Consider the following 24503-nt stretch of genomic DNA (forward strand, 5'->3'; position numbering starts at 1 on the left):
GCGCGGCGCGCCTTGCGCCGAGGACTCAGCGGGTCGTGGGCCGCGGTCTATGCCTGGAGCGCGTTCCGCATGAACGGAACGACCCGCGACCAGGCGGCGGCGGAGGCGTCCTCGCGGTAGGCCTCCGGGCGGGTTCGGTTGAGGAAGGCGTGGCCGGCGCCTTCGTAGCGGTCGACCTCGAAGCGCGTGCCGCTTCGCGCGAACCCCGCTTCGAGCGCATCGACGTCGGACTCCGGGATGAAGCCGTCCTCGCGTCCGAACGACGCGAGCGTCGGGCACCGGAGCCCCTCCGCCCCTTCGATCGGCGAGACCGGCTTGCGCGTGCGGTCGCGCTCTCCATCGGCGGCGAGCATGCCTTCTTCGTAGGACAGCATCCCATAGAAGGGCGCTGCGGCCGCGAAGCGATCCGAGAGACACGCGGCGAGCAGCGTGAACATCCCGCCCATGCAGACCCCGGTGATCCCGACGCGACGCCCGCGGCAGACGCCGCTCTCGTTCACGAGCCAATCCGCCCCCGCCGCGAGATCGGCCACGACGTCCGGGTCGGAGAGGCCGCGGATCCACGCGCCGACGTCCTCGATCTCGACGGCCGCGAAGCGCCGGTACAGATCGATCTCGAGGACCGCGAAGCCCTCGCGCGCCCAGTCCGCGGCCAGCGCCCGACTGTGATCCGACAGGCCCCAGACGTCGTGGACGAGCACGAGTCCGGGCAGGTCGTCGTCGCCCGCCGGCCGATGGAATCGTCCCCGTTCGACGTCTTCGATCGTCGTCGTCATCGCGCCCCCTCCACGCCGCACAGGCGGCGTCCGTCCGCAATCTAGGCAGGCCTGCTGCCCGAGACCATCCCGAATCGCGTCGGCGGGATCGGTCGCGCGCTGGCCGCTCCCCGAACCGCCGGTCGCTGGCAGCCCTCCGGGCCCGCAGATAGACTCGCGCGCCGCTCGACCGGCTGCGCGCCGCGCGCCGTCCCGGCTCCCCGAACAGATCCCGCGCCCGCGCTCCCCACCCGAGCGCGCGAGCCTTTGAACCCTCTGGAGACCCCCGATGGCCGAAGAGACGTCCGAACCCACGAAGATCATCCGAAAGAAGACCGGCAACTTCCTCGAGGACTTCAAGCCGGGACAGATCTTCCGACACAAGGGCGGCAAGACGATCACGGAAGGTCTCTTCACGACCTTCACCGAGTTCGCGATGACGACCCATCCCTTCGCCAAGAACGCCCGCTACGCCAGGGCGTACGGCTTCGAGGGCATGGTCTGCCCGCCCGGCGTGGTGATGCTCGTGGCGTTCAGCCAGACGGTCGAAGACATCTCCGAGAACGCCCGCGCGAACCTCGAGTACATCGACATGAAGTTCGGCGCGCCGGTCTACATCGGTGACACCCTCGAGGTCGAGACCAAGGTTCTCGGCGTGAAGTGTTCGAAGAGCCGCCCGAACCTGGGCGTCGTCCACGTCCAGTCGACCGCGCGCAAGAACCTCGGAGCGGACGACGAAGCGATCGTCGCGACCTGGCAGCGCAAGGTCCAGGTCTACAAGGGGGACGACGATGCGGTCGTCGAGGATTTCCTGATCGACGCCGACGACATCGACTGCGAGCTCTTCATCCCGCCCTACGCGGGCCCCGAGCTCAAGGAGATGGCCCACCTGACGAGCCCCGACTCCTACTTCGAGGACCTCGAGATCGGCTCGCGCATCGAACACAGCCGCGGGCGAACCGTGACCGACGAGCACATCGCCATGACGGCGATCCTCGACAACACGAGCCAGGTCCACTGCAACCAGTACATGATCGACCTCGACCCCAAGCAGTACGTCGGCGGCCAGCTGATCATCTTCGGCGGCATCCCGTTCACGCTCTGCCTCGGCCTCTCCTGCCCGGACGTCGGCGACAACACCCTCGGCGACGTGATCTACACGACGGGCAAGCACACGGCGCCGCTCCAGGCGGGCGACACGGTCTTCGCGGCGACCCAGCTCCTCGACAAGTGCGACTACCCGGGCCGCGACGATCTCGGCCTCGTGAGCACCCGGCTCTTCGGGTACAAGTTCGTCAAGGAAGAGGGGCATACCTCGGAGGATGCGCCGGACGGCTGGAAGAAGGTGCAGATCTTCGAGCTCGATCGGCAGATCGCGGTGAAGCGGCGGTCCCACTACGCTTGAGGGCCTAGCTCGTTCACCGCGCGCTTCGCGGCGTGGTGCGGCCGGCGGCGAATGGCTCGCCCACGTGGGTCGGGCCTTCGCTTCGTCGGCCGTTTCTGTTTCCAGGCAGCCGTGCTCCAACCCACGCCTCAGTGGGCTGCGCTTTATTTCGCCGACGTCCGCCCCACGCCACTCAGGCGCTCCGCTCCTGGCTGGCCTGGCGCTTCGGGCACGCTCGTCTGGCGGGTGTCGGGGGCGACTCGGAGCGGGCTGCTGGGGGGTGGGGCGGCGCCGGCGGCGCCGGGGGGTGCTGACTATGCTGCTGGGATCGTCAGCTTGAGGAGCACCCCCAATGAATTTCGTTCGCAGCGATGAAGTCGAGGCCATCCGGAAGCAGCTGGACCATCCCGTCGTCGACGGCGATGGCCATCTGATCGAGTACAACCCGTTGGTCCGGGACTTCCTCGTCGAGATCGCGGGGGAGGAAGTCGCCCAGGGCTTCGACCAGATGCTCGGGGGCAGCGCGCTCGCGCGACAGGTTCCGCACGAGGCGAAGCGCGGCCTCGGCATGACGCGCTTCGCGTGGTGGGGCGTGCCGACCCGGAACACGCTCGACCGGGCGACCGCGATGATGCCGAAGCTCATGTACGAACGGATGGACGAGCTCGGCCTCGACTACGCCCTGCTCTTCCCGACGTATGGGCTGACGGTCACGGCGACACCCGACGATTCGCTGCGCCCGGCCCTCGCTCGCGCCTACAACCGCTACTACGCGGAGTGCTACGGCGAGTACCGGGATCGGATGGAGCCCGTCGCGGCGATCCCGTGCTTCACGCCGGAAGAGGCGATCGCGGAGCTCGACTACGCGGTCGGCGAGCTCGGGCTCAAGGCCGCGATGTTCTCCGGCGTGATCTCGCGACCGATCCCCGGCGCCGAGGACGTGCGGGGTGCGCGCTGGATGGACACCCTCGCGCACGATTCGGACTACGACTACGACCCGCTCTGGAAGCGCTGCGAGGAACTCGGCGTCGCGATCACGTTTCACGCGAGCGGAATGGGCTGGGGCTCGCGCATGTCGCGGAGCAACTACGTCTACAACCACATCGGGAACTTCGCGAGCGCCGGCGAAGCCGCCTGCCGCGCGATGTTCTTCGGCGGCGTGGCCCGGCGGTTCCCGAACCTCCGCTTCGGCTTCCTCGAGGGCGGCGTCGGGTGGGCGGCCAACCTCTTCTCGGACATCCTCGGCCACTACGAGAAGCGCAACCAGGACGCGATCGCCCACTACGATCCCGCCGAGCTCGACCGCGGTCTGATCGAGCAGCTCCTCAAGGAGCATGCCCCGGCGCCGGTCCAGGGTGCCCTCGATCGGCTCGACGACGCGCTGCTCATGCTGAGCGACCCGGAGGAGGACCGCGCCCTCGCGAACGAGTTCGCGGAAGCGGGCATCGAGTCGACGGAGGACATCAAGGACGTCTTCGAGCAGAAGTACTTCTTCGGATGTGAAGCGGACGATCCGATGAACGCGATCGCGTTCGACAAGGCGAAGATCCCGATGGGTGCCCGGCTCAACGCGATCTTCGCCAGCGACATCGGCCACTGGGACGTGCCGGATTTCCGGGAGGTCCTGCCCGAGGCCTGGGAGCTCGTCGACGACGGCCATCTCGACCGGGAGGACTTCCGCGCCTTCACCTGCGACAACGCGATCGCGCTGCTCGGCGGTGCGCGACCGGACTTCTTCGAGGGAACGGTCGTCGAGGACTACGCGAAGCAGAGGCTCGGCGGCGCCTGAGCCGCGCGGCGGAGCGAGTCCCCGCTCGAGCGTCGCTCAGCGACTCCGCTCGAAAGTCCAGGGCCCGCCCTTCGCCATCGTGAGGCGATGGCGCGGACCGGTGACGTGGGGATTCCCTTCGGCGTAGCCCGCGTCCCCGTGCCAGATCGACACCGGCCCGACTCCGTCGAGCACGCCGATCTTCGTCGCGTAACGCTCCGGCGTCCGATCTGCCGCGGCGGCGAGCGCGGAATCCACGGCGTCGAAGGCCATCAGATCCATGAGCGTCACGAAGGTCGGCGGCGCGAGTTCGATCTCCTTGGTCGCCTGCCGCTCGAGGGCCGCGCGCGGCGAGAGCCACTCGGACTGCTTGATCTCCCCGTCGTCGATCGCGACCTCACCCGAACCCGCCCGCGCGGCGAAGAACCAGGTCAGGAACCGCTTGGGCTGGATCGGCGGCGGCGTCCAATGGGAGAAGGGCACCATCGAATCGACCTCGACGGCGAGCCCCGACTCCTCCATCGCTTCACGAGAAGCGGCTTGTCGCGAGGCGGCGAGCTCGTCGCCGGCGGGCACGCCGGACCAGTCGGCGTCGTCGAGTCGGCCTCCCGGGAAGACCCACATCCCGCCGAAGACGATCTTCGAGTTCCGCTTCAACATCAGCGTCTCGAGCCCCGTCGGTCCGTCGCGCAACAGGATCACCGTCGCCGCGAGGATGGGCGGAAGCCCGGTCCTGCCTTCCTTCGCCCACCGTTCGAGGCGGGCGGCGTGTTCTTGCTGGGTCTCTTCCGCCATCGCACGATCGTAACACGCAGCCCGGCGCGAACCTGCGCCTCGGACCGAAGCACGAGCGCGTGGTCGGTGGCGCGCTCGCGGCGCGCAGACCAGCAGGATCAGAACGTGCTGAGCACCAGGGCCGCTCGCCCGGTGCCGACCGCGAGCTCGACGATCCAGCCGTCCGCGAGCTGCGCATCGTAGTCCGGCGGACCGAGCTCGACCCGCTGGCCTTCCTTCGTCACCGCGCTCACGGCGTTGCCGCCGAGGACGTTCAGGAACTCGCCCACCCCGTCCGCGACCATCTCGGGATCGAGGTCGGAGGGCTGGAGGCCGCTGGCGGCCATGGCGAGCGCCTCGGCGAACGCGTTGTCCGAGACGAGGGCGACCTCGAGACCGCGCACGCCCTTCACGTGGACCGAGACGCAGACCTCGGCGAAGGGGGGCACGCTCGCGAATGCCTGGATCTCGCCGAGCTTCGCCTGCATGCGCGCGACCCGCATGAGGAAGCGCGGGAGCAGCTCGAGGACGTACTTGGTCGCGCGGTGATTCGCGAGGGCGTCCGGCAGGTCCGGTTCCGCGACGTCGTAGGGAGCCTGGTCCGCCTTGTACGCGTCGAGCAGCATGCCGAGGCGGTCGGCGTCGAGGTAGCCGAGCCGGACCAGTGCCTGACCGACCGGCAGGCGCTGGGTCGCCTGGCGCTGCACGACGTCGACCAGCTGATCCGAGCCGAGGAAGCCCATCTTCACGGCGAGATCACCGAAGGGAAGATCTTGATTCCGCTGCGCGGCGCTGACCTGGGTGGCCTGGCGCTGCGTCATGTAGCCGCACTCGATCGCGAGCTCGCCGAGCGTGGGATTCGTGTCCTCCATCAGATCGAGGGCTTCGCGAAGGTGGCTCGCGTCGATCTCTCCCTGGTCGATGAGGAACTGGCCGAAGAACTTGACCGCCATCAGCCCTCCCCCTCTTCCATCGAAGCCGGAGGATTCCCGGCGGCGACGCGCACGTTCTCGACGAGCGACTCGATCACCTCGGGATCGAAGGGCTTGCCCAGGACCTGACAGGCACCGAGCCTGAACGCCTCTTCGGCCTTCTGCGCATCCCCGCTCACGGACGACACCATCGCGACCTCGATCCGGGGATGCATCGACTTGATCGTGCGGAGCGCGGAGAGTCCGTCGAGACCCGGCATCACGATGTCGAGGAGGACGAGGTCGGGCGAGACCTCGGACGCCATGCGGATCGCGGCCGCGCCGTCGCGCGCCGTGCCGACGATCGCGACACCGTCGACCTCCTCGAGAATCCGCTCGAGCTGCGCCAGCACCGTACGGCTGTCGTCCACCAGCAAGACGTTGATCTTTCGCGCCATGATCTCCTCCGACTGCCGTCCGGTCGCGCGCGCGACCCGGACCGGCGCGGCCGATCCGACACCGGCCCGCGAAGAATCTTTCGACGCGAAGCCGGTCCCGATTGAGCGGGACCCGGCCCCTCGCAACCCGAATCCGAGGACGCTGCGCGCGGCTTGCCTTCGGAACGCCGGTCAGTGCTGTCGTTCTTGCCGTTGCTTACGAAAAGTCATAGAGTCCGCGACCTTACGGGTTCCCCGCTCCGTCCGGGGCGGCGCTCCGGGCGACGCTTGGGAACGCCTGTGAACAGGGAACCCCCGAGAACTGCCAGCCAGACCTCACTTCGCCTCGACGGGCCGCCGGAACGCGGGCCCCCCGAGGCGGCGCTCGTCGACCGACCGAGCGCATGGAAGCGGCGCGACCGGTCCGGCGCGCACGCGAGGAGACCCCCAGGATGCGAAGCGCGAAAGACTTCTTTCAGCCGATGGCGCTCGGTGCGCCCGAGCCCCTCCGCGAGATCCCCTTCAAGCCCTCGCGGATGATCCACTTCTTCGATCCCAGCAACGCGAAGATGGCGACGAAGATCCCGGACATCGCCAAGAAGTGCGACGTCCTGCTCGGAAACCTCGAGGATGCGATCCAGGCGGACAACAAGATCGCGGCGCGCGAGGGCCTCGTGAAGATCGGCAACGAGACCGACTTCGGGAGCTGCCAGCTCTGGACCCGCGTGAACAGCCTCGACTCGCCCTGGTTCCTCGACGACGTCATGACCCTCGTCGAAGGGCTCGGCAACAAGCTCGACGTGATCATGGTCCCGAAGGTCGAGGGGGCCTGGGACATCCACTACGTCGACCGCCTGCTGGCCCAGCTCGAGGCGCGCCACCGCCTCGAGAAGCCGCTGATGATCCACGCGATCCTCGAGACGGCCCTCGGCGTCGCGAACGTCGAGGAGATCTGCGCCGCGAGCCCGCGGATGCAGGGCCTCTCGCTCGGGCCGGCGGACCTCGCCGCCAGCCGCCGCATGAAGACGACCCGCGTCGGCGGCGGCCACCCGGGATACGTCGTCCGCACGGACCCCGACGCCGCGAACCCCGACGCCCCGCGCCCGACCGCGCAGCAGGACCTCTGGCACTACACGATGGCCCGCATGGTCGACGCGTGTAACGCCAACGGCATCCTCCCCTACTACGGCCCCTTCGGCGACATCAAGGACACGGTCGCCTGCGAGGACCAGTTCCGGAACGCCTTCCTGATGGGCTGCGTCGGCACCTGGAGCCTCCACCCCGTTCAGATCGACATCGCCAAGAAGGTATTCTCGCCACCGGTCGACGAGGTCCTCTGGGCCAAGAAGGTCATCGACGAGATGGGCGACGGCACCGGCGCGGTCATGATCGACGGCAAGATGCAGGACGACGCGACGGTCAAGCAGTGTCGCGTCATGGTCGAGCTCGCGCGCATGCTCTGCGAGAACGACGACGAGCTGCGGGAAGCGTACGGGTTCTAGCTTGCTCGAATGATGTGGCGGCCGTGCTCGGTCGTCGCGCGCTACTCGCTCGAAGCGGGCGCGTCGAGGGTCGGATAGCGCGCCTTCGCCCGCGACGTGACGATGTCTGCGTGCATCGGCGCGAGCCGGGCGAGCAGGCGGTTCTGAGCGGGCACTGGCACCCGGAGCGACTCCATCGCCCGGATCAGACACTCCACGGTGGCGTTGAACGCGCGCTGATCGATCTCCATCCCCCGATGGACTTCGAGCATCGAGTCGCCGTCGTAGGTGCAGGGGCCATCCGCGATCTCGCAGAGATGGGCCGCGATCTGAGAACGGAAGCGACGCGCATCGATCCCCTCGAAGTGCGGTCGGGTGTTCGGGTCGGTCGCGAGCTCGCGCACGAAACGGTCCGCGACCCGATCGACGCCCTCGACGCCCCCGAGCTGGACGTAGAGCGGTCGCCGGTCGAGCTGAGGAATCTCGGCGCAGCCCGTCACGAACGTCGAGAGCGCGAGCCAAAGGGTCGCCCCCAGCACGGCGCGCGCCCGGAGACTCGTCGTTCGATGGGTGTGGTTCCGCATCAGAAGCTCCCCTGGATCGAGAGATAGCCCCCGTCCTGGTGCCCCAGGCCGGCGACCTGCCCGAAGCGTCCGTAGGCCGCGACGAGCTTGAAGTGGTGACTCGGAACGACGGCCAGGAAGACGTCGTGCCACGGGTCTTCGTCGAAGGCGCGCAGATTGCTGTTCTTGTGGCGGAAGTCGTAGCCCAGGAGCACGCGGCGCGTGAGGAAGATCGCCGCGGTCCCCTCGAAGTGGAACTGGTAGTTGTCGCGACCGGGTCCGCCGAATCCGAGCAGCCCGAGCTCGTTGGCCCGGCTCGCTCGGACGACGCCGTTGAGCAGCACGTTGTGCCCCGCCAGCGCGCCCAGGTAGACCTTGCTCACTCCCGCGTAGAGATCGACGCCCCAGTCGTCGTCCGCGCCGACCAGCCGCGGGACGTCGAAGTCGAGGACGTGTTTGAACTGCGCACCGACCGCGATCGCCGGCAGCGATCCGTAGACGAGGTCACCCGCGACGCGCACCTTCACGCCGAACACGTTCTGCTTGATCAGCTCGTCGAGGGGGCGGACCTCGAGGCGCTGGTGCGCGAAGGAGAGCTCCACGCGGTCGTAGAGCCCGATCGCAGCGCCGAAGCTCGCGAGCCGCAGATCATCCACGAAGACGCCCGTACCGAAGGCCGATCCGCCGACCTCGGAGTCCGTCCCGGTCCCCGCGATCACGGCCCACGGGACGATCCCACTCCCGGCGGAGCCCTCGATCTGGGTCGCGCCTCCGGTCGCCAGCAGACGCCCGCCCGCCGCCGCCGGTGACGCCGCCAGGAGCGCGGCGATCACGCCCAGCGCGATGCGAGGGCCCGCCCGTCTCATCCGCCCTCGTTTCGCTCGACGATCACGCATCGAGGCCCTCCTTCTCGAATCGATCGAGCCAGATCGAGAACTCGTCTTCCGGCATGGGCCGCCCCATCCAGTAGCCCTGCGCGACGTCGCAGCCGTTTCGCTGCAGGATCTTCCAACTGATGCGGTCTTCGACGCCCTCGGCGACAACCTTGAGTCCGAGACTGTGTCCGAGCTCGACGGTCGCCCGGATGATGGCCTCGTCGGCGGAGGCTTCCCGGAGATTCCGGACGAAGGCCTGATCGATCTTGAGTTCGTCCACCGGGAGGGTCCGCAGCTGCGCCAGCGACGAATGCCCCGTCCCGAAGTCGTCGATCGAGACGCCGACGCCCATCTCGCGCACTCGCGCCAGGACGTCCGCCGCCTGCTCGGGGTGATCCATGATCGCGCTCTCGGTCACCTCGATCGTGAGCCGTTCGGGCGGCGCACCGCTCTCTCGGAGCACCTCGGCGATCCGCTCGGGCAGATCTGGCTCGCCGGCGTCGTGGGCGGAAAGATTGATGCTCACGACGAGATCGATCCCGCTCGCCGACCACTGAGCGATCCGTCGACACGCGACCTCGAGAACCCAGCGCGAGACGTTCCCGATGAAGCCGGTCTGCTCGGCGATCCCGATGAACTCCTCCGGATTCATTCGCCCCATGACCGGATGGGTCCAACGAATCAAGGCCTCGACGCCGACGACCCGCGCCGAGACGAGGTCGAGCTTCGGCTGGTAGTGGAGCTCGAGCTGGCCTTCTTCGAGCGCACGTTCCAGCTCGATCGCGATTCCGATCCGACGTTGATTCGCCTCTTCCAGACCAGGCAGGTAGGCGGCGATCCCGGACGGCGATTGTTTCGCCAGCCCGAGCGCCATCTCCGCCCTGCGCATGACCTCGTCGACGGCGCGACCATCCGCGGGAACGCTGGCCGTTCCGACGCGAACACCGACCGACACCTGGACGTCGCGAATCTCGTGCGGCGCCTCGAGCTGCTCACACGCCGCGCGGGTGACTTCTTCGAGCGCGACGGCGTCCCGCGCCTCGGTGATCGCGAGGAACTCGTCACCCCCGACGCGGCCGAGCCACGTGATTCCAGCCGTCGCCGCGAGTCGCTCCGCGCTCCGCACCAGCAGCTCGTCGCCGATCGTGGCGCCGAACGCGCCATTGATGTCCTTCAGCTGCGCCACGTCGATGTGGAGCACGCAGAAGGCCTCGTCTCCCGAGAGACGTCGGTCGAGCTCGTTCTCGACTGCGGCGCGATTCGGCAGGCGCGTCAGCCGATCGTGAAGACTCTCGTGCAGGATCCGCTCCTCGCGATCCGCGACGGTCTCCTGCATGATCCGAAACGTACGCGCGAGCGCACCGAACTCGTCGCGCGATTCCGGCAGGTCGATCTCGGCACGGACGTCGCCCGCCGAGACGGCCTCGACGGCATTGGCGAGCATCGAGACCGGACGCGTCACGCGTCGCGCGACCGCGAGGGAAGACGCGAGCGCGAGCGCGACGGCGGCCGCGAAGAAGGTCACGAGTTCGCGTCGCTGTTCGACGACCGGCGCCATCGCGGCGGCATAGGACGTCTGCAACACCGCCCCGAAGCTCGCGTCGGAACCTCCGCCCAGCTCGACCGCCTGCGCGAACCAGCCCAGCGCCTCGAAGTTCTCGGAGCCTGCGGCGCGGGCGTCGAGTTCGTCGAGCGCGAGCCGCGCGGCGAGCGCCCTGCGGTCCGGCAGGGGGAGCGTCGACGAGAGTCGAACGGATCCGTTCGGAGAGCGACGCGACCAGAACGAGACGTGGAGTCCGGTGAGCCCCTGCAGCTCGCGCGCAAGATCGACGTCGAGCTCGAAGCCCATGCCCACCCAACCGACCGTGATCGGCGCCTTGACGGGGACCAACACGATCTGTTGCAGCTGCCCACGGAGGAAGACGACCCCGCTGGCCGCGCCGGCATCTCGGGCCTCGGCGACGACGCGATCGAGGCGCTCGGTGTCCGTGTCGAGACTCGCCTGCGCCGGATCGACCGCCACCAGGTCGCCGTCGACGTCGAGCAGGAAGGCCAGGCTCGCGCCGACGCGACGACCATGGTTGGCGAGCGCCGACGCGACCGTCGCCGCGTCCTTCGTCGCGACCGCACTCCGCAACCCGAAGTCGGTGACCAGGACGCCGACGGTCGAGAGCAGGCGTTGCTCCCGATCTTCGAACAGCCGCTCGAAGACGCGACGACCGGCGTCGAGCTCGGCGATGGCACGTGCCTCCCCCTGCCGCTCGGCGCGGGCGAGGACGACGTAGCTCGTCGCCGCGTGCAGCCCGACGATCACGACGAGCATCGCCGCGAGCAGCCGGGCGCGGAAGCCGAGTGACTCGATCAACGGAGCGCCCCGAAGACATCGCCCAGATCGTCGTCGTGCTCCTCACGCGGTGCGGCGCGCGGTGGGGGCCGGGAAGGCAGGGTCAGCTGGAGGTGGTCGTCCGCGCCGAGCGATCGTTCCGACTCGAGCACGATGCTCTCCTCGAGGCGAGGGTGTCGCACACGCACGCGGTAGCGAGCAGCGACGACCCCGTCGATCCGGGCCCGCCCGTCCGACCCGGTTACCGCGAAATGCTTCGTCTCGAGGACGTAGACGTAGGCGAGCATGTCGTCGTGAATGTTGCAGCCGAGCACGGCGAGGCCCGCGCGACCGAACTGGATCGGAGGCACTTCGCTGCCGCGGTAGAGCTTGATCTCGAAGGTGCGTGCGGCGCTGAACGAATAGATGCTGTGGCGGACCTGGTCGCTGTTCGGAAAGTCGATCCATGTGCCCGCCTCGACGGCGAGTACGTGCGGCTCGAAGGCGAGGTCGATCTGATCCATCACGGCGCGCGGCCCGGACCGTTCGGACGACGACGCGGGGCCTTCGCTCGAGACGACGAGGCCGCTCGCTTCGTCGATCCGCTCGAGCGAGACGACCGCATCGCGTACTGGCGACCCGTCGAGCGCCGACACCTCGACGGTCAGGCCGGAGATCGCCTGTCGGCTCGTCAGAAGGGCGGCCAGCAGGACCCACACGCCGAGCCCCCCGCGTCGGCGCATGCGTGCAGTCCGACGTGAAGACGCTGCTTCCATGGGGTCTTTTTCGACGCTGCGTGGTCCCGGCTTGAGGGCCGCGGCCCCCGGTCGCGTCGTCGGGAGTGCACTACCCTCGATCTGAGCGCCGATCGCTACAGTCACGGAGATGAAAATGGAAGCGCCGGCACGTGCGCACATCGCGCTCATGGGCCTTCTTGCCGTCTCGATCATGATGCCGGTGACGTTGCCGGTGCCGATCCTGCGTGAGCTGGTCGGCGAACGCTTCGCGGTCTCGGAGCTGCTGACCTCGCTCTTCATGTCGATCAACATGATCGGCGCGGCGATCGCAGCACCGATCGCGGGGGCGCTGGCGGACCGGATCGGCAAGCGTCGGCCGCTGGTAATCGGCGCCCTCGTGGTCGACGCGCTCTGCTTCGTCGCGATGTCCCTCGACACGTCCTTCCCGGTCTTCCTGGGCATCCGCTTCATCGAGGGCTGCGCCCACATCTTCGCGCTCTCGCTGCTGCTCTCGATCTCGGCGAGCCTCGGCGGCGAAGACGGGCGCGGGTTCACGATGGGCATGACCGGCGCCGGGATGATGCTCGGCGTCGCGATCGGCGCGCCGATCGGCGGCGTCCTCGGGCGGGAGGACGTGCTTCGGCCCCTGATGACCGGCGCCGGGCTGCTGGTGGGCGCGGCCCTCCTCGCCTCGTTCGCCCTGCTCGACCCGAAGAGCACGGAATCACGGCCTGGCGCGAGCGAGATCTGGCAGGCGATCAAGCGCCACCGCTCGATGATCGCGCCCCTCGTCTTCGCCTTCGCCGACCGCTTCACCGTCGGCTTCTACACGACCACCTTCTCGCTCTTCGCCTCGGGGCTCCACGGCGCCGACCCGCCGCAGGTGGGGATGTGGATCGCGGTGTTCATGCTGCCCTTCGCGCTCCTCTCCTTCCCCTTCGGCGTCCTCGCCGACCGTCTCTCGAAAACGGCGCTCCTGTGCGGCGGCTCGGCGATCTACGGCGTCCTGACGGCGAGCCTCGGGTTCTGGCCGACGGAGTGGATCGCGCCCGGCATGGCGATCATCGGCATGTCCGCGGCGGTCATGTTCGTGCCGTCGATGCTGATGACGACGGATCTGACCCCGCCGGAGATCCGTTCGACCGCCCTCGGCGCGTTCAATACCGCCGGCAGTCTCGGCTTCATCCTGGGACCGCTCACCGGCGGCTTCGTGAGCGACACGGTTCGCGCGAGCCACGGGGCCGCGGCCGGCTACCAGGCGGCCTTCGTCGTCGCGGGGGCCGCGGAGATGCTCTGCGTCGCCGTTTCCCTGCCCTTCCTGCTTCGACTGCGCGCGCGGGGACTGACCACCTGATCCGCACGCGCCGTGCGCGGATCGAACGTCGGACTCCATGGGGCGCAGAGTCCGACGAACTGTCGTACCGACCGGCGCCCCGCACCCGCGCAACCGGCCTGTGCGCGAAAATACCACGAGATACCGGATAGTTACGAGAACATTTCAGATCGGGGTCGGATCGGTTCCCTCTAATCAATAAAGCATGACGGCGGGGACAATATTTCCCACCCAAGTGGTTCATTCCTGTAGGGTCGAATGTGCAGGATCCCTGGATCCCGCACTGGGAAGGCAGCGTGAATTCGGCTTCACGCGGTTGCGACATCCATTTATCGTTCGGCGCGTCCCTGGCTCGCGAGAGTCAGGAGGCACAGACGACCGTCGCCCGCGAGATCCCGCCCCGCTCGACACGACCGGTGCGTTCGATCCCTCCTCGTGCTGCGAGGTGACGGAGTCCTGCCTCACCAAGCATGCGGCCCGCGGAGCATGCAAGGTCACGTGGTGAGTCGAACCTCTGCAGAAGTATCGGCGCCCTACTGGGAAGGGGGCGCTCATCGTTGAGAAGGACCTGTTCAATGCTGAGAGATCTGGCTGTTCGTTGCGCCGTATTCGTTGGGCTCCTGCTGCTCGCACCTACGTTTGCGTCCGCTGCCACCTACACCTTCACCGGCGGCTCGATGTCGCTCCGCGCGGAGCTCGCGGGGACGAGCACGTCCGTGATCGAGCCCGGTGCGGCGGATCCGGTGATCCTCACCCTGGGCGGATCCTTCGTGGAGTTCGACCCCGGCACGGACACGCTGTCGGGGCTCGAGCTGATCCCGACCGGGACGTTCGTTCTCGATCTCGACCAGACCGTGGTCGGACTCGACATCGTCGAGGTGAGCAACGCGATGCTCGTCGAGGCCCCCGGAGCGACCGCCCTGGTGAGCGGCGCAGGCTCCTTCAACATTGCCACGGTCATGAGCGGCGACGTCCAGGCCGTCGGAGCGCCGCCGCCGCCGACCTACTACGAGTCCACGAACTCGTCGACGGGCGGATCGCTCTTCGTCTCGGGGACGCAGCTCGACCTGGCGATCTTCGGCGTCACGCTGGCGACCTTCGACGCCCCCATGGGCCAGACCATCGACGTGAAGGCCGACTTCACCTTCTTCGGCGTCGTCCCCGAGCCGGGAACGGCTCTGCTCCTCGGCCTCGGTCTGGCGGGACTCTCTGCCTCCGGTCGCCGCACCGAGCAGCGCTGACGCAGGGATCGGGAAGCAGGTCCCCGAGCCGAGGGCTCGGCGCTCGCTCGGGGATTCGCTGCCCAGGGGTTCCGTCCGTCGCGATACCCGCCCTCGTCCCCCGCCCGTGGGGGCCCCGAGGGTAGCCGCGCGCGCGGAGCAGTTCGGGTCGGCAAAGACACGTTTCGGGTGCGGAAATCATGCTCTGCGCCTCAGAAAGTCTGACATTTTCGAGAGCGCGTGGTTTAAGCTTCTCGGCGTACCCGCTGACCTGACAATGCTCGATTCCGGTAGAGGAACCTCCCGATGCGACTGCGATTCTCGAAGGCTGTTCCGGTACTTGCACTGAGTGGCTTGCTCTTCTCGGCCAGCTCGGCGCTCGCCGGCCCGATCGATCCCGCCTCGAGTGGGCTCGATCAGGCGCAGGGCTGCGGCGATTCGCCCTGCGCCTTCGACGTGATCTACAACCTGGATGCCTCCGCCCCCGTGACGGGCGACCTGGAGATCACCGGGAGCACCCTCGACTTCACGATCAGCCTCGCCTCGGCGACGCTGTCGGGTTCGGACGGCGCCGTCTCGTCGATCGACTTCTCCGGGGTGACCTACTCCGGCTCGTTCGCGATCACCCTCGACGGAAGCGGTGGCGCGACCATCACGGACCAGATCGCGACCATCACCGGGACCGTGACGCCGGACATCGGTGGCGCCGTGGTCTTCAACGCGATCAACGTGAACACCACCGGGCTGTGCACCGGCGTCGACACGGCTTCGCCGACGTGCGGGCTGATCTTCGGCGGGCCGACCTCGGACTTCAGCGCGAGCGTCGACGGCAACACCCGCTACTTCCGCCACACGGTCGACGTCTCGGTCGTTCCCGAGCCCGGGACGGCCCTGCTGCTCGGTCTCGGCCTGAGCGGCCTCGCGAGCCTCAACCGCCGTCGCAGCTAGTCCTTCGCGCCGCTCGACGAAGCGGCGTTCGAAGACCTGGAATCGACGCCCGACATCGCCTGCGATGTCGGGCGTTCGCGTTTCGGACGTCCGGTTTCTTGCGCGGGACCGGTGCGTCCGTCATCGTCGCCGGATGCCGCACACGACCGCTCCCCTCGCGAAGAAGAAGATCGAGATCCTCGGCTACGAGATGGCCTATCACGAGCGGGGTTCGGGCGATCCGATCGTCCTGCTTCACGGCAATCCGACGTCCTCGTACCTCTGGCGCGACGTCGTCCCTCATCTCGAGGGCTCCGGTCGGTGCATCGTCCCCGATCTGATCGGGATGGGCGACTCAGAGAAGCTCCGCGACCCCGGCCCCGATTCGTACACCTTCGTCGAGCATCGCCGCTTCCTGGACGCGCTCCTCGAAGCCCTCGACGTCCGTGAGAACGTGACCCTCGTGATCCACGACTGGGGCTCCGCCCTCGGTTTCGACTGGGCGAACCGCCATCGCGACGCGGTCAAGGGCATCGCCTACATGGAAGCGATCGTGGGTCCCGTCGACTCCTGGGACCAGTGGCCCAAGCCGGTCCAGCCCGTCTTCCAGGGCTTCCGCTCCGAGAAGGGCGAAGAGATGATCCTCGAGAACAACCTGTTCATCGAGGGAGTCCTCCCGAGCTCGATCCTCCGCAAGCTGTCGGACGAAGAGATGGACGAGTACCGCCGCCCCTTCGCGAACCCCGGCGAGGACCGACGCCCGACGCTGACCTGGCCGCGGCAGATCCCGATCGAGGGCGAGCCGCCCGGGATGGTGGAGATCGTCGGCGCCTACGCCGAGTGGCTCGCGACGAGCGAAGTGCCGAAGCTCTTCTTCGACGCGAAGCCCGGCGCGATCCTGCGCAAGGCGCTGCGGGACGGCTGCCTCGCGTGGCCCAACCAGAAGGTGATCGAGATCCCGGGCATCCACTTCGTCCAGGAAGACGCACCGGACGAAATCGGACAGGGCGTCCGCGACTGGCTCGCCGCGCTCTGACGCGAGACGCTCGGACCGTGCGCGCCTACTTCGAGAGCTCGAGCATGCGCTCGATCGGCACGAGCGCCTGCTTCGCGAGCTCCTCCGGGACCGTCACCGTCGGTCCCTCGTTCACGAGGCAGTCGTAGAGCTTCTCGAGCGTGTTGAGCCGCATGAACGGGCACTGGTTGCAGGCGCAGCTCTCGTCCATGCCGGGCGCCTGATGGAGCACCTTGTCGGGGACCTGCTTGCGGATCGCGTGGAACACCCCGTCCTCCGTCGCGATGATCGAGGGGCGGTCCGGCGAGGCGACGGCCCGGGCGATGATGCCGGTCGTGCTGGCGATGAAATCGGCCTGGTCGAGGACGGCCTGGTCGCACTCCGGGTGGGCCAGCACCTCGGCGTCGGGGTGCTGGGCGCGGAGCTTGGCGAGGCCCTTCGCGCTGAACTGCTCGTGGACGACGCAGGCACCGGGCCAGACGATGAAGTCGTCGCGGCCGGTCTCCCGGCCGATCCAGCGGGCGAGGTGGCGGTCCGGCGCGAGGATGACCTTCTCGCCCTCGAAGTGCTCGACCATCTCGACCGCGTTCGAGGACGTGCAGATCAGATCGCTCATCGCCTTCACGCCCGCCGAGGCGTTGATGTAGGTCACCACCTTCGCGCCGGGGTGGTCGGCGATGAAAGCCTTGAACTCCTCCGGCGGACAGCCGTCCGCCAGGGAGCAGCCGGCTTCGAGATCCGGCACGACCACCGGGATCCCCGGGTTCAGGATCGCCGCGGTCTCGGCCATGAAGTGGACGCCGCAGAAGACGATCATCTCGCAATCGATCTCCTGGGCGGCGCGGGCCAGCGCCAGCGAGTCACCGACGACGTCGGCGAGATCCTGGATCTCGTCCTCCTGGTAGAAGTGCGCCAGGATGACCGCGCCCTTCTCGCGCTTCAGCTCGAGGATCGCGGCTTCGAGGTCGGCCGGGCGGTCGGCGGGCGGGGTCGTCGTCATCTTCGGGGGTCTCCGAGAAGGGGCGCCGTTCGGGAGGGAAGAGGTTAACCCCACCCGACGTGGACGCGCGAATACACGTCTCCGGGACGCCCGCGCGGCGCGAGAACCGGCCGAAGCGCGCCTAGATCGGCTGCACGGGCTCGATCAGAAGGGTCGGTACACCGTGGACGGGGCCACGCACGGTGCAGACCCGCGTCCCGGGCTTGTTCCCCGAGCGGACCTCCGAGACGTCGAAGCCCTCGCCGGCCAGGCGCGCCCGGATCGCGTCGACGTCCGGCACCTGCCAGGCCAGCCCACCGAAGCGGTCGGCCTTCTCCGGCGCCGGATCCGCGCCCGCGCGCGCACCGATCTCGATCGTGAGCCCCGCCAGACGAAAGAAGAGGAGCCGCACCCCACGCTCGTCGAAGGTCTTGTCGAGGGCGAGGCGGATCCCGAGCCCGTCGCCGTAGAACGCGCGGGTGGCTTCCGGGGACGGGCTCATCACGACGACGTGATCGAGCCCGTGGACCCTGGCTTCCCGGGCCTCGGCCCCGGCGACCGGAACCGGCGCCCCTCCGAGCAGCCCGGCTTCGGGCGTCTCGTCGACGATCAGCTCGACCGGCAATCGGCGGGACGCCTCCGGTGCGAGCGCATAGCGGGTCCAGGTCCGATCGCCCTCCGCCGAGTCGCCCTCGGCGGCGGCCCGAAGCTCGCACCGGGACGTGACGGCGATTCCCGCCGCCGCCAGCGCTTCGGTCGGGTCCCCGTCCTCCCAGACGAGCCGCAGCGCCGCCTGCCCCGTTCGCGGGGGCTCCCCCTCGGCGGCGGGCTCGGCAGAGCACGCGCGAAGCTCGAGCGCCATGTTCGCGAAGACGAAGAAGGCGCTGCGGCGTCCTGCGGCGTCGCGTTCCTGCCGGACGGGCGCGAAGCCCACCAGCCGCGCATAGTCCGAGACCGCCCCTTCGAAATCGGCGACATCGACCAGCGCGCTGTGGAGTCGAGTGATCATGTCCCGAACATCGCACGTCTCATTCGCTATGCCCTCCGACATGAGCGGAACGCCGGTCGTGCCCGACCCGTCCTCGACACAAGCCCGCCACCACGGTCGCGCGCCGTCCGCGCGCCCGACCGGTCCCGTCGCGGTCGTCGCGCTGCTCACCCTCCTCCTCGCCTGCGCCGAGGACGTGCCGGACCACCCCGATCTCGTCCTCGTCACCCTCGATGCCCTGCCTGCTTCCGCCCTGTCGTGCTTCGGCGGCCCCGCCGAGTCGGGACGTGGGCTCTGCGCTCAGGCCGAGGGCGGCACGCGCTTCGCGTGGGCCGTGAGCGCAGCCCGCGGCGAAGCCTCCGCGGCCGCCACGGTCCATTCGGGGCTGCCGCCGCAGCTGCATCCGGTGCGGGACGACGGTGCGACCTTCCTGCCCCACCACTTCGAGACGATCGCCGAGCGGCTCGTGGCGAGCGGCTTCCGTGCGGCCGCCTTCGTGACCAGTCCCCGGCTCAATCGCACGCGGCGACTCGACCAGGGCTTCGAGCACTACGACGATCGTCTGGCCGGACTCTCCGACCCCGGCGCCCCCGATGCGCTGGCGGATGCCTTGCAACGATGGATCGGCAGGGCCCCGGGGCCGCGCTTCGTCTGGCTCCATCTGAGCGGCGCGTCCGACCTCGGCGCGGTCGAGCGCGCCGTCGCGCGGGTCGACGTCGCGCTCGGCGACCGGCGGCGCGGGATGCTCGTGGCGGGCCTCCTCGGGGATGCCGAGGGAGCGGCACTCGACTGGGAGCGCCACCGCATTCCGCTGCTCTGGCGGCCCCCCACGCCGGGTCCGCGAGACGGCCCCGGCGTCTCGTTCCGCCTCGCCGGACTCGAGGACGTCCGACCGACCCTGCTCGGCGCAGTCGGGACGACGGCGACCGCGACACCGGATGCGACGGCCCCCGTCGCCCGGGGACGCGACCTCGGAGATCTCTCGCGGGCCCCTCGAGCCACCGAGGCCGAGGACGAGCGACGCATCCTGCTCGGCGGCGGGTCCGCGGCGGCGACGGTCGGCCTCGCGACGGCGACCCACGTCTATGCCCGAGGCGAAGCCCCCTCCGACGGCAGTGGCACCCCGATCCCGACCGAGCACCTCCCTGCCCTCGAGGCTCGCTTCGTCCCTCTTCCGCTCCCGGACCCGGTGCGCGATCCTGCGCCGCGCTCGGCGGCGCTCCGTCCCGGGCCCTGGCGACGGGACGTGCTCGCCTCCGACAGTCCCGTTCCTGCCCTCGAATTCCATCTCGCCCGCCGCCTCGCCGAAGGTCGGCGGGAGGACCCCCGATGAGCTCCCCGCACGAGACCCCGATCACCCCCTTGCCGCCGAGACCGACCGACGACGGATCCGACGGCCGCGGCGGCACCTTCCTCGCGATCGTCGGCGGCCTGGTGATCGGGCTCGTGATCGTGTTCTTCGGCGTCCGCCAGGAGCGCTTCGCCGGCCTCGAGGAGGCCGAGATCGAGATCCGGATCAACGACCTCGGGACTCGCGTCGGGCGCGATGTCCTCGTTCCCCCCTCCGGTTGGACGCTCCAGGTCGAGCTACCCGCGGATCTGCCCGCCGGCGTACGCGACACCCTGAAAGTCGTGATCCGCGAGGAACGAACCGGCGCCGTCGTCGAGATCACCGACCGGTTCGGATTCGAAGGGGACGTCGGCACTTTCGTCGTCCCCGAGAACCTGGGACTGATCGAAGGTCTCTTCTCGGTCAGCGCGACCCTCGTCGACGCCCAGGAACGCGAGCTCACGACCTTCCGCCGCCAGCGGATCCGAACCTGGCTCGGCGGCCCTCCGATCGGCTCGCGACAGATCATCCACTTCGATTTCGGCGTCGATCGCGACCGCGATGGGCGAGCGGACTTCGAGACCGACCTGGAAGACCTCGGCCTCGTCGGCTCGGCGACGGCCGACGACACGCGACGCTTCGCGGACGCCGTCGCCGAGCGCGCCCTCGCCCGCGTTCGACGTGCCTACGACCGACGCGACGACCCGAACCGGACCGGCCGCGGGCGCGACCAGGTCTTCGTGCGCTTCGAGCTCGAGGTCGAGGTCGAGGACGGTCCTTTCGTGACACGCGTGTGTGTCGGCGGGCGAAACGCGAAGCACCCGGACTCGATCGGCTTCGTCCGCTTCGACTCGGAGAACGGCACGAAGGGGAGCGAGGAGTGCATCGGAACCGCCGAAGACGGCAGCGACGCCGGCATCTTCCCGGCCGCCTTCGCCGTGTACGCCGACGATCCGCTCTGGGCCGAAGCGTTCGGCCCGCTGCTCGAGCGGCCTCTCGGCACCGAGCCCGGCGACGCCGCGCGCCTCGCGGCTCCGGACGGCAGCCCGCGCAGCCTCGCCCTCTCGAACGCGGTCGCGCGTCTCGGCGATGCGCTCGGTACGGTGATGGCCCACGAAGGGGCCCATGCGCTCGGACTGGTCGCGCCCGGCAAGCCGGGCCTCGGGCTCTTCGCCGGGAGCGAGAAACGCGGCGAGGGCTACGCCCACAACCTGACCGTCGACGACGCGGTGCCGAGCGAGCCCTGGCTGATGAATCCGGGCGGGACCTTCGAGTTCGCCGACCTGACGGGCCAGGGTGAATCCGGCGAGCTCCGCTTCCGCCCGCTCAACTGGGCCTACCTGAAAGATCGCATCGTCCTCAAGAAGCGATAGACCCGGCGCGGACCCGCCATTGCGAAGAAGCGATCGGCCCGGCGCGTCCTCGCTAGAGATCCCAGAAGAAGTCCGCGTTCGTGAGCTCTTCCCCGCCCTCGCCCGCGCGCTCCCCCTGCTCCGCCGGCGCGAGAAGATCGTCCCCGCGCTCGATGCGATCGACGAGCTCCTCGAGGTCCCGCGTCTCGTCCTCCCAGTAGGCGTCGGTCCCGAAATGCGGGAACGCATCCGGGAAGGCCGGATCGTCCCATCGGCGAGCGATCCACCCGGCATAGAAGACGAACCGGAATCCGCGCAGGGGCTCGATCAGGGAGAACGTTCCCTCGTCGAAATCGCGGAACGTCCGATAGGCGTCGACCAGGAGACGGCGTTGGCGATCCGCCTCCGCGTCGCGCCCGGGCACGAGCATCCAGACGTCCTGGACCGGCGGGCCGATCACCATGTCGTCGAAGTCGAGGAAGAACCAGCCTTCGTCGCCACGCAGCAGATTGCCCGCATGGCAGTCCCCGTGGATCGGCTGGACGGCGACCCCTCGACTCCGCTCCCGGTAGATCGCGACCAGCCGCTCCACCGCCCCCGCGTAGCGGGCATGGCACGAAGGCGGCAGCCAGCCTCCGTCTTCGAGCAGCGCGAGCGCGTCGAGCGGCCCCTGCTCCGGATCGAGAGGGCGACGGTTCGGCGCGCCCAAGTCCGCGGCGATCGCGTGGATCCGCGCCATCAGGCGCCCGAGCACGCCGAGCTCGTCGTCCGCCAGCTCGTCCGGGGAGCGGCCGCCGGTGCGCGGCCAGATCGCGTAGTGGATGTCGTCGTCGGTATGGAGCGTGTCGCCGTCGGGGAAGCGGAGCGGCGCGCAGACCGGAATCTCCGCCTCGACCAGCGCCGAGAGAAGTCGATGCTCGTCCAGGATGGTCTCCCGGGACCAGCGACCGGGCCGGTAGAACTTCGCGACCACGTGACGACCGTCTTCGAGCCGGACGTCGTAGACCCGGTTCTCGAGCGCATTCAGCGCGAAGCAGTGGCCCGAGGGGGCGTGCCCCGCCGCCTCGACCGCCGCGAGGACCCGCGCGGGCGTGAGCCCCAGGAAGGAAGCGCGCAGATCCTGGGTGGGCTGACTCATGGTTCGGAGCATACCCCGGCCCGGATTTGCCCCGCAGGAGGTGTTTCGATAAGTTTTTCAGCCACTTAGGGGTAGTACCGCCCCCCGCTCGTGGCCATGGAGCAAGCTCGTCGGCCCTCGCCGGATCGATCGCCCCCCACGTAGGCCCGGCCAGCTCCCATCCCAGCCTCGCTCCTCTCGTCTTCCCACCCCCGACCGCCCATGAACGGAGCCCCCCGTGTCCTCGATCGACTCCCGCCCCGAACGCGACCGCCCGTGGATGTTCCGGACCTACTCCGGACACAGCTCCGCCAAGGCGAGCAACGCTCTCTATCGAAGCAATCTGGCCAAGGGCCAGACGGGTCTCTCCGTCGCCTTCGATCTCCCGACCCAGACCGGCTACGACTCGGACCACCCGCTCTCCCGCGGCGAGGTCGGCAAGGTCGGCGTCCCGATCTGCCACATCGACGACATGCAGGTCCTCTTCGACGAGATCCCGCTCGAGAAGATGAACACGTCGATGACGATCAACGCGACCGCGGCGTGGCTCCTCTCGCTCTACATCGCGACCGCCGAGCGCCAGGGCACGGATCAGAGCGCCCTCCGCGGCACGACCCAGAACGACATCATCACGGAGTACCTGTCGCGCGGCACGTTCGTATTCCCTCCGGAGGCGTCCATGCGCCTCACGAGCGAGATCGTCTCGTACACCGTCGACCACGTTCCGAACTGGAACCCGATGAACGTCTGCTCCTACCACCTCCAGGAAGCAGGGGCGACGCCGGTCCAGGAGATCGCCTACTCGATGGCGAACGCGATCTCGATCCTCGACGTCGTGCGCGCCATGCCCGAGGTCGACGACGAGACGCTGTCGCGGGTCTTCGGTCGGATCTCGTTCTTCCTGAACGCGGGCATCCGCTTCGTGGAAGAGATGTGCAAGTGCCGCGCGATGAACCAGCTCTGGGAGGAGATCGGTCGGGATCGCTACGGCATCACGAACGAGAAGATGCTCCGACTCCGCTACGGCGTGCAGGTCAACAGCCTGGGCCTGACCGAGGCGCAGCCCGAGAACAACATCATCCGGATCGCCCTCGAGGCCCTCGGCGTGACGCTCAGCAAGCGCGCCCGGGCGCGTTCGCTCCAGCTTCCGGCCTGGAACGAGGCCCTTGGCCTGCCGCGCCCATGGGACCAGCAGCTCTCCCTGCGCACCCAGCAGATCCTCGCCTACGAGACGGACCTGCTCGAGTACGGTGATCTCTTCGACGGCTCCCACGTGGTCGAGGCCAAGACGGCGGCGCTGCTCGAAGAGGCGCGCGCCGAGCTCCAAAGCGTCCTCGACATGGGGGGCGCGGTCACGGCGGTCGAGAACGCGTACATGAAGCAGAAGCTCGTCGAGAGCCAGACGGAACGGCTGCGCGCGATCGAGAGCGGGGAGATGACCGTCGTCGGCGTGAACGAGTACATCGAAGCCGTCGACTCGCCGCTCGTCGAGGAAGGTGCGGGCTCGATCCTCAAGGTCGACGAGAGCGCCGAGCGCGAGCAGATCGCGTCCCTCGAAGCCTTCCGCAACCGCCGCAACGCGGCGGACGCCGCCGCCGCGCTCAAGAACCTCGAGGACGTGATCAAGAACGGCGGCAACATCATGGCGCCTTCGATCGCGGCCGCGAAGGCGGGCGTGACGACCGGCGAGTGGTCGCAGATCCTGCGGGACGTGTTCGGGGAATACCGTGCCCCGACCGGCGTCGTCGCGGCGCCGGTCGCGGAAGCCAGCGAGGACGTGAATCAGGTCCGCAAGCGCGTGGACGCACTGTCCGAGACCCTCGGCCGTCGACTCAAGATCCTCGTCGGCAAGCCGGGCCTCGACGGCCACAGCAACGGCGCCGAGCAGATCGCGGTGAAGGCCCGCGACGTCGGCATGGAGGTCGTCTACGACGGCATCCGTCTCACGCCCCAGGAGATCGTGCAGTCGGCCCAGGACGAGGGCGTGCACGTGATCGGTCTCTCGATCCTCTCGGGCTCCCACGGCGTCCTGGTGACCGACGTGGTCGAGCAGCTGAAGGACGCGGGCATGGGCACGATCCCCGTCGTGGTGGGCGGGATCATCCCGGACGACGACGCCGAGAAGCTCGAGGCAGCCGGCGTCCGCCGGGTCTATACGCCCAAGGACTTCGACTTGACCCGGATCATGGACGAGATCGTCGACGTGGTCGCCGAGTCGAATGACGGCTGAAAAC

21 protein-coding genes are annotated in these 24503 nt (G+C 68.9%); 10 read left to right on the plus strand and 11 right to left on the minus strand.

Features of this window, described 5'->3' with window-relative positions:
- Positions 1-47 precede the first annotated feature (47 nt).
- On the minus strand, positions 48-776 hold the full coding sequence (locus NXI30_14890) for a dienelactone hydrolase family protein (GenBank protein ID MCR9095505.1): 729 nt from the start codon (positions 774-776) through the stop codon (positions 48-50).
- A gap of 268 nt (positions 777-1044) precedes the next feature.
- Here NXI30_14890 and NXI30_14895 point away from each other — a divergent pair, with 268 nt between their 5' ends.
- Positions 1045-2160 (plus strand): MaoC family dehydratase, encoded by a 1116-nt coding sequence (locus tag NXI30_14895; GenBank protein ID MCR9095506.1) that lies wholly within the window; start codon positions 1045-1047, stop codon positions 2158-2160.
- 331 nt (positions 2161-2491) lie between these two features.
- Positions 2492-3928, plus strand: coding sequence for an amidohydrolase family protein (locus tag NXI30_14900; GenBank protein ID MCR9095507.1), 1437 nt, complete (start codon positions 2492-2494; stop codon positions 3926-3928).
- Positions 3929-3964: 36 nt separating this feature from the next.
- Here NXI30_14900 and NXI30_14905 read toward each other — a convergent pair whose 3' ends face one another.
- From NXI30_14905 to NXI30_14915, 3 genes are all read right to left on the minus strand, one after another.
- Positions 3965-4702, minus strand: a complete 738-nt coding sequence (locus NXI30_14905; GenBank protein MCR9095508.1) for an NUDIX hydrolase — start codon at positions 4700-4702, stop codon at positions 3965-3967.
- A gap of 98 nt (positions 4703-4800) precedes the next feature.
- Positions 4801-5634, minus strand: coding sequence for a chemotaxis protein CheX (locus NXI30_14910; GenBank protein MCR9095509.1), 834 nt, complete (start codon positions 5632-5634; stop codon positions 4801-4803).
- Complete coding sequence (locus tag NXI30_14915) at positions 5634-6050, minus strand: response regulator (protein ID MCR9095510.1); 417 nt, start codon at positions 6048-6050, stop codon at positions 5634-5636. Before NXI30_14915 ends, NXI30_14910 begins: the two co-directional genes overlap by 1 nt.
- Positions 6051-6481: 431 nt before the next feature.
- On the opposite strand from NXI30_14915, the gene NXI30_14920 reads away from it, so the two are divergent.
- Positions 6482-7531: a CoA ester lyase gene (locus NXI30_14920; protein MCR9095511.1), complete on the plus strand. Its 1050-nt coding sequence runs from the start codon at positions 6482-6484 to the stop codon at positions 7529-7531.
- A gap of 41 nt (positions 7532-7572) precedes the next feature.
- On the opposite strand, the gene NXI30_14925 is transcribed toward NXI30_14920, so the two are convergent.
- From NXI30_14925 to NXI30_14940, 4 genes are read right to left on the minus strand one after another with little or no spacing between them, the layout of a single operon-like run.
- Complete coding sequence (locus NXI30_14925; GenBank protein ID MCR9095512.1) at positions 7573-8094, minus strand: group 1 truncated hemoglobin; 522 nt, start codon at positions 8092-8094, stop codon at positions 7573-7575.
- Positions 8094-8939: a DUF3034 family protein gene (locus tag NXI30_14930; GenBank protein MCR9095513.1), complete on the minus strand. Its 846-nt coding sequence runs from the start codon at positions 8937-8939 to the stop codon at positions 8094-8096. The genes NXI30_14925 and NXI30_14930 overlap by 1 nt, the downstream gene beginning before the upstream one ends.
- A gap of 22 nt (positions 8940-8961) precedes the next feature.
- Complete coding sequence (locus NXI30_14935; GenBank protein ID MCR9095514.1) at positions 8962-11313, minus strand: EAL domain-containing protein; 2352 nt, start codon at positions 11311-11313, stop codon at positions 8962-8964.
- Complete coding sequence (locus NXI30_14940; protein ID MCR9095515.1) at positions 11310-12014, minus strand: methylamine utilization protein; 705 nt, start codon at positions 12012-12014, stop codon at positions 11310-11312. Before NXI30_14940 ends, NXI30_14935 begins: the two co-directional genes overlap by 4 nt.
- Positions 12015-12156: 142 nt before the next feature.
- Between NXI30_14940 and NXI30_14945 the strand changes: the two genes are divergently transcribed.
- The 4 genes from NXI30_14945 to NXI30_14960 all read left to right on the plus strand — a co-directional run bounded on the left by NXI30_14945 (position 12157) and on the right by NXI30_14960 (position 16524).
- The gene (locus NXI30_14945; GenBank protein MCR9095516.1) at positions 12157-13362 is read left to right on the plus strand and encodes an MFS transporter; all 1206 of its coding nucleotides are present in this window, start codon (positions 12157-12159) and stop codon (positions 13360-13362) included.
- A 656-nt stretch (positions 13363-14018) separates the two neighbouring features.
- Entirely contained in the window at positions 14019-14582 is a 564-nt protein-coding gene (locus NXI30_14950; protein MCR9095517.1) for a PEP-CTERM sorting domain-containing protein, read from the plus strand.
- A gap of 285 nt (positions 14583-14867) precedes the next feature.
- Positions 14868-15509, plus strand: a complete 642-nt coding sequence (locus tag NXI30_14955) for a PEP-CTERM sorting domain-containing protein (protein ID MCR9095518.1) — start codon at positions 14868-14870, stop codon at positions 15507-15509.
- A gap of 133 nt (positions 15510-15642) precedes the next feature.
- Entirely contained in the window at positions 15643-16524 is an 882-nt protein-coding gene (locus tag NXI30_14960) for a haloalkane dehalogenase (GenBank protein ID MCR9095519.1), read from the plus strand.
- 25 nt (positions 16525-16549) lie between these two features.
- Here the strand turns inward: NXI30_14960 and nadA are convergent, their stop codons facing one another.
- Both nadA and NXI30_14970 read right to left on the minus strand, forming a co-directional pair.
- A complete protein-coding gene (gene nadA / locus NXI30_14965; protein ID MCR9095520.1) occupies positions 16550-17503 on the minus strand; it encodes a quinolinate synthase NadA in 954 nt (317 codons plus the stop codon).
- Positions 17504-17624: 121 nt separating this feature from the next.
- On the minus strand, positions 17625-18491 hold the full coding sequence (locus NXI30_14970; GenBank protein MCR9095521.1) for a VOC family protein: 867 nt from the start codon (positions 18489-18491) through the stop codon (positions 17625-17627).
- A 40-nt stretch (positions 18492-18531) separates the two neighbouring features.
- Between NXI30_14970 and NXI30_14975 the strand changes: the two genes are divergently transcribed.
- Positions 18532-19803: a hypothetical protein gene (locus tag NXI30_14975; protein MCR9095522.1), complete on the plus strand. Its 1272-nt coding sequence runs from the start codon at positions 18532-18534 to the stop codon at positions 19801-19803.
- The gene (locus tag NXI30_14980) at positions 19800-21173 is read left to right on the plus strand and encodes a hypothetical protein (GenBank protein ID MCR9095523.1); all 1374 of its coding nucleotides are present in this window, start codon (positions 19800-19802) and stop codon (positions 21171-21173) included. Before NXI30_14975 ends, NXI30_14980 begins: the two co-directional genes overlap by 4 nt.
- A gap of 52 nt (positions 21174-21225) precedes the next feature.
- On the opposite strand, the gene NXI30_14985 is transcribed toward NXI30_14980, so the two are convergent.
- Complete coding sequence (locus tag NXI30_14985) at positions 21226-22290, minus strand: serine/threonine protein kinase (protein MCR9095524.1); 1065 nt, start codon at positions 22288-22290, stop codon at positions 21226-21228.
- A gap of 217 nt (positions 22291-22507) precedes the next feature.
- Here NXI30_14985 and NXI30_14990 point away from each other — a divergent pair, with 217 nt between their 5' ends.
- On the plus strand, positions 22508-24499 hold the full coding sequence (locus NXI30_14990) for a protein meaA (GenBank protein MCR9095525.1): 1992 nt from the start codon (positions 22508-22510) through the stop codon (positions 24497-24499).
- The last annotated feature ends 4 nt before the right edge of the window (positions 24500-24503 follow it).

The sequence above is a fragment of the bacterium genome, from assembly GCA_024742285.1.
Classification (GTDB): Bacteria; Myxococcota_A; UBA9160; order UBA9160; family UBA4427; genus UBA4427.

Coding starts and splice junctions, on each gene's coding strand:
- NXI30_14890 (MCR9095505.1), bottom strand. CDS start 776: ATGACGACGACGATCGAAGACGTCGAACGGGGACGATTCCATCGGCCG.
- NXI30_14895 (MCR9095506.1), top strand. CDS start 1,045: ATGGCCGAAGAGACGTCCGAACCCACGAAGATCATCCGAAAGAAGACC.
- NXI30_14900 (MCR9095507.1), top strand. CDS start 2,492: ATGAATTTCGTTCGCAGCGATGAAGTCGAGGCCATCCGGAAGCAGCTG.
- NXI30_14905 (MCR9095508.1), bottom strand. CDS start 4,702: ATGGCGGAAGAGACCCAGCAAGAACACGCCGCCCGCCTCGAACGGTGG.
- NXI30_14910 (MCR9095509.1), bottom strand. CDS start 5,634: ATGGCGGTCAAGTTCTTCGGCCAGTTCCTCATCGACCAGGGAGAGATC.
- NXI30_14915 (MCR9095510.1), bottom strand. CDS start 6,050: ATGGCGCGAAAGATCAACGTCTTGCTGGTGGACGACAGCCGTACGGTG.
- NXI30_14920 (MCR9095511.1), top strand. CDS start 6,482: ATGCGAAGCGCGAAAGACTTCTTTCAGCCGATGGCGCTCGGTGCGCCC.
- NXI30_14925 (MCR9095512.1), bottom strand. CDS start 8,094: ATGCGGAACCACACCCATCGAACGACGAGTCTCCGGGCGCGCGCCGTG.
- NXI30_14930 (MCR9095513.1), bottom strand. CDS start 8,939: ATGAGACGGGCGGGCCCTCGCATCGCGCTGGGCGTGATCGCCGCGCTC.
- NXI30_14940 (MCR9095515.1), bottom strand. CDS start 12,014: ATGCGCCGACGCGGGGGGCTCGGCGTGTGGGTCCTGCTGGCCGCCCTT.
- NXI30_14945 (MCR9095516.1), top strand. CDS start 12,157: ATGAAAATGGAAGCGCCGGCACGTGCGCACATCGCGCTCATGGGCCTT.
- NXI30_14950 (MCR9095517.1), top strand. CDS start 14,019: ATGTCGCTCCGCGCGGAGCTCGCGGGGACGAGCACGTCCGTGATCGAG.
- NXI30_14955 (MCR9095518.1), top strand. CDS start 14,868: ATGCGACTGCGATTCTCGAAGGCTGTTCCGGTACTTGCACTGAGTGGC.
- NXI30_14960 (MCR9095519.1), top strand. CDS start 15,643: ATGCCGCACACGACCGCTCCCCTCGCGAAGAAGAAGATCGAGATCCTC.
- nadA (MCR9095520.1), bottom strand. CDS start 17,503: ATGACGACGACCCCGCCCGCCGACCGCCCGGCCGACCTCGAAGCCGCG.
- NXI30_14970 (MCR9095521.1), bottom strand. CDS start 18,491: ATGATCACTCGACTCCACAGCGCGCTGGTCGATGTCGCCGATTTCGAA.
- NXI30_14975 (MCR9095522.1), top strand. CDS start 18,532: ATGAGCGGAACGCCGGTCGTGCCCGACCCGTCCTCGACACAAGCCCGC.
- NXI30_14980 (MCR9095523.1), top strand. CDS start 19,800: ATGAGCTCCCCGCACGAGACCCCGATCACCCCCTTGCCGCCGAGACCG.
- NXI30_14985 (MCR9095524.1), bottom strand. CDS start 22,290: ATGAGTCAGCCCACCCAGGATCTGCGCGCTTCCTTCCTGGGGCTCACG.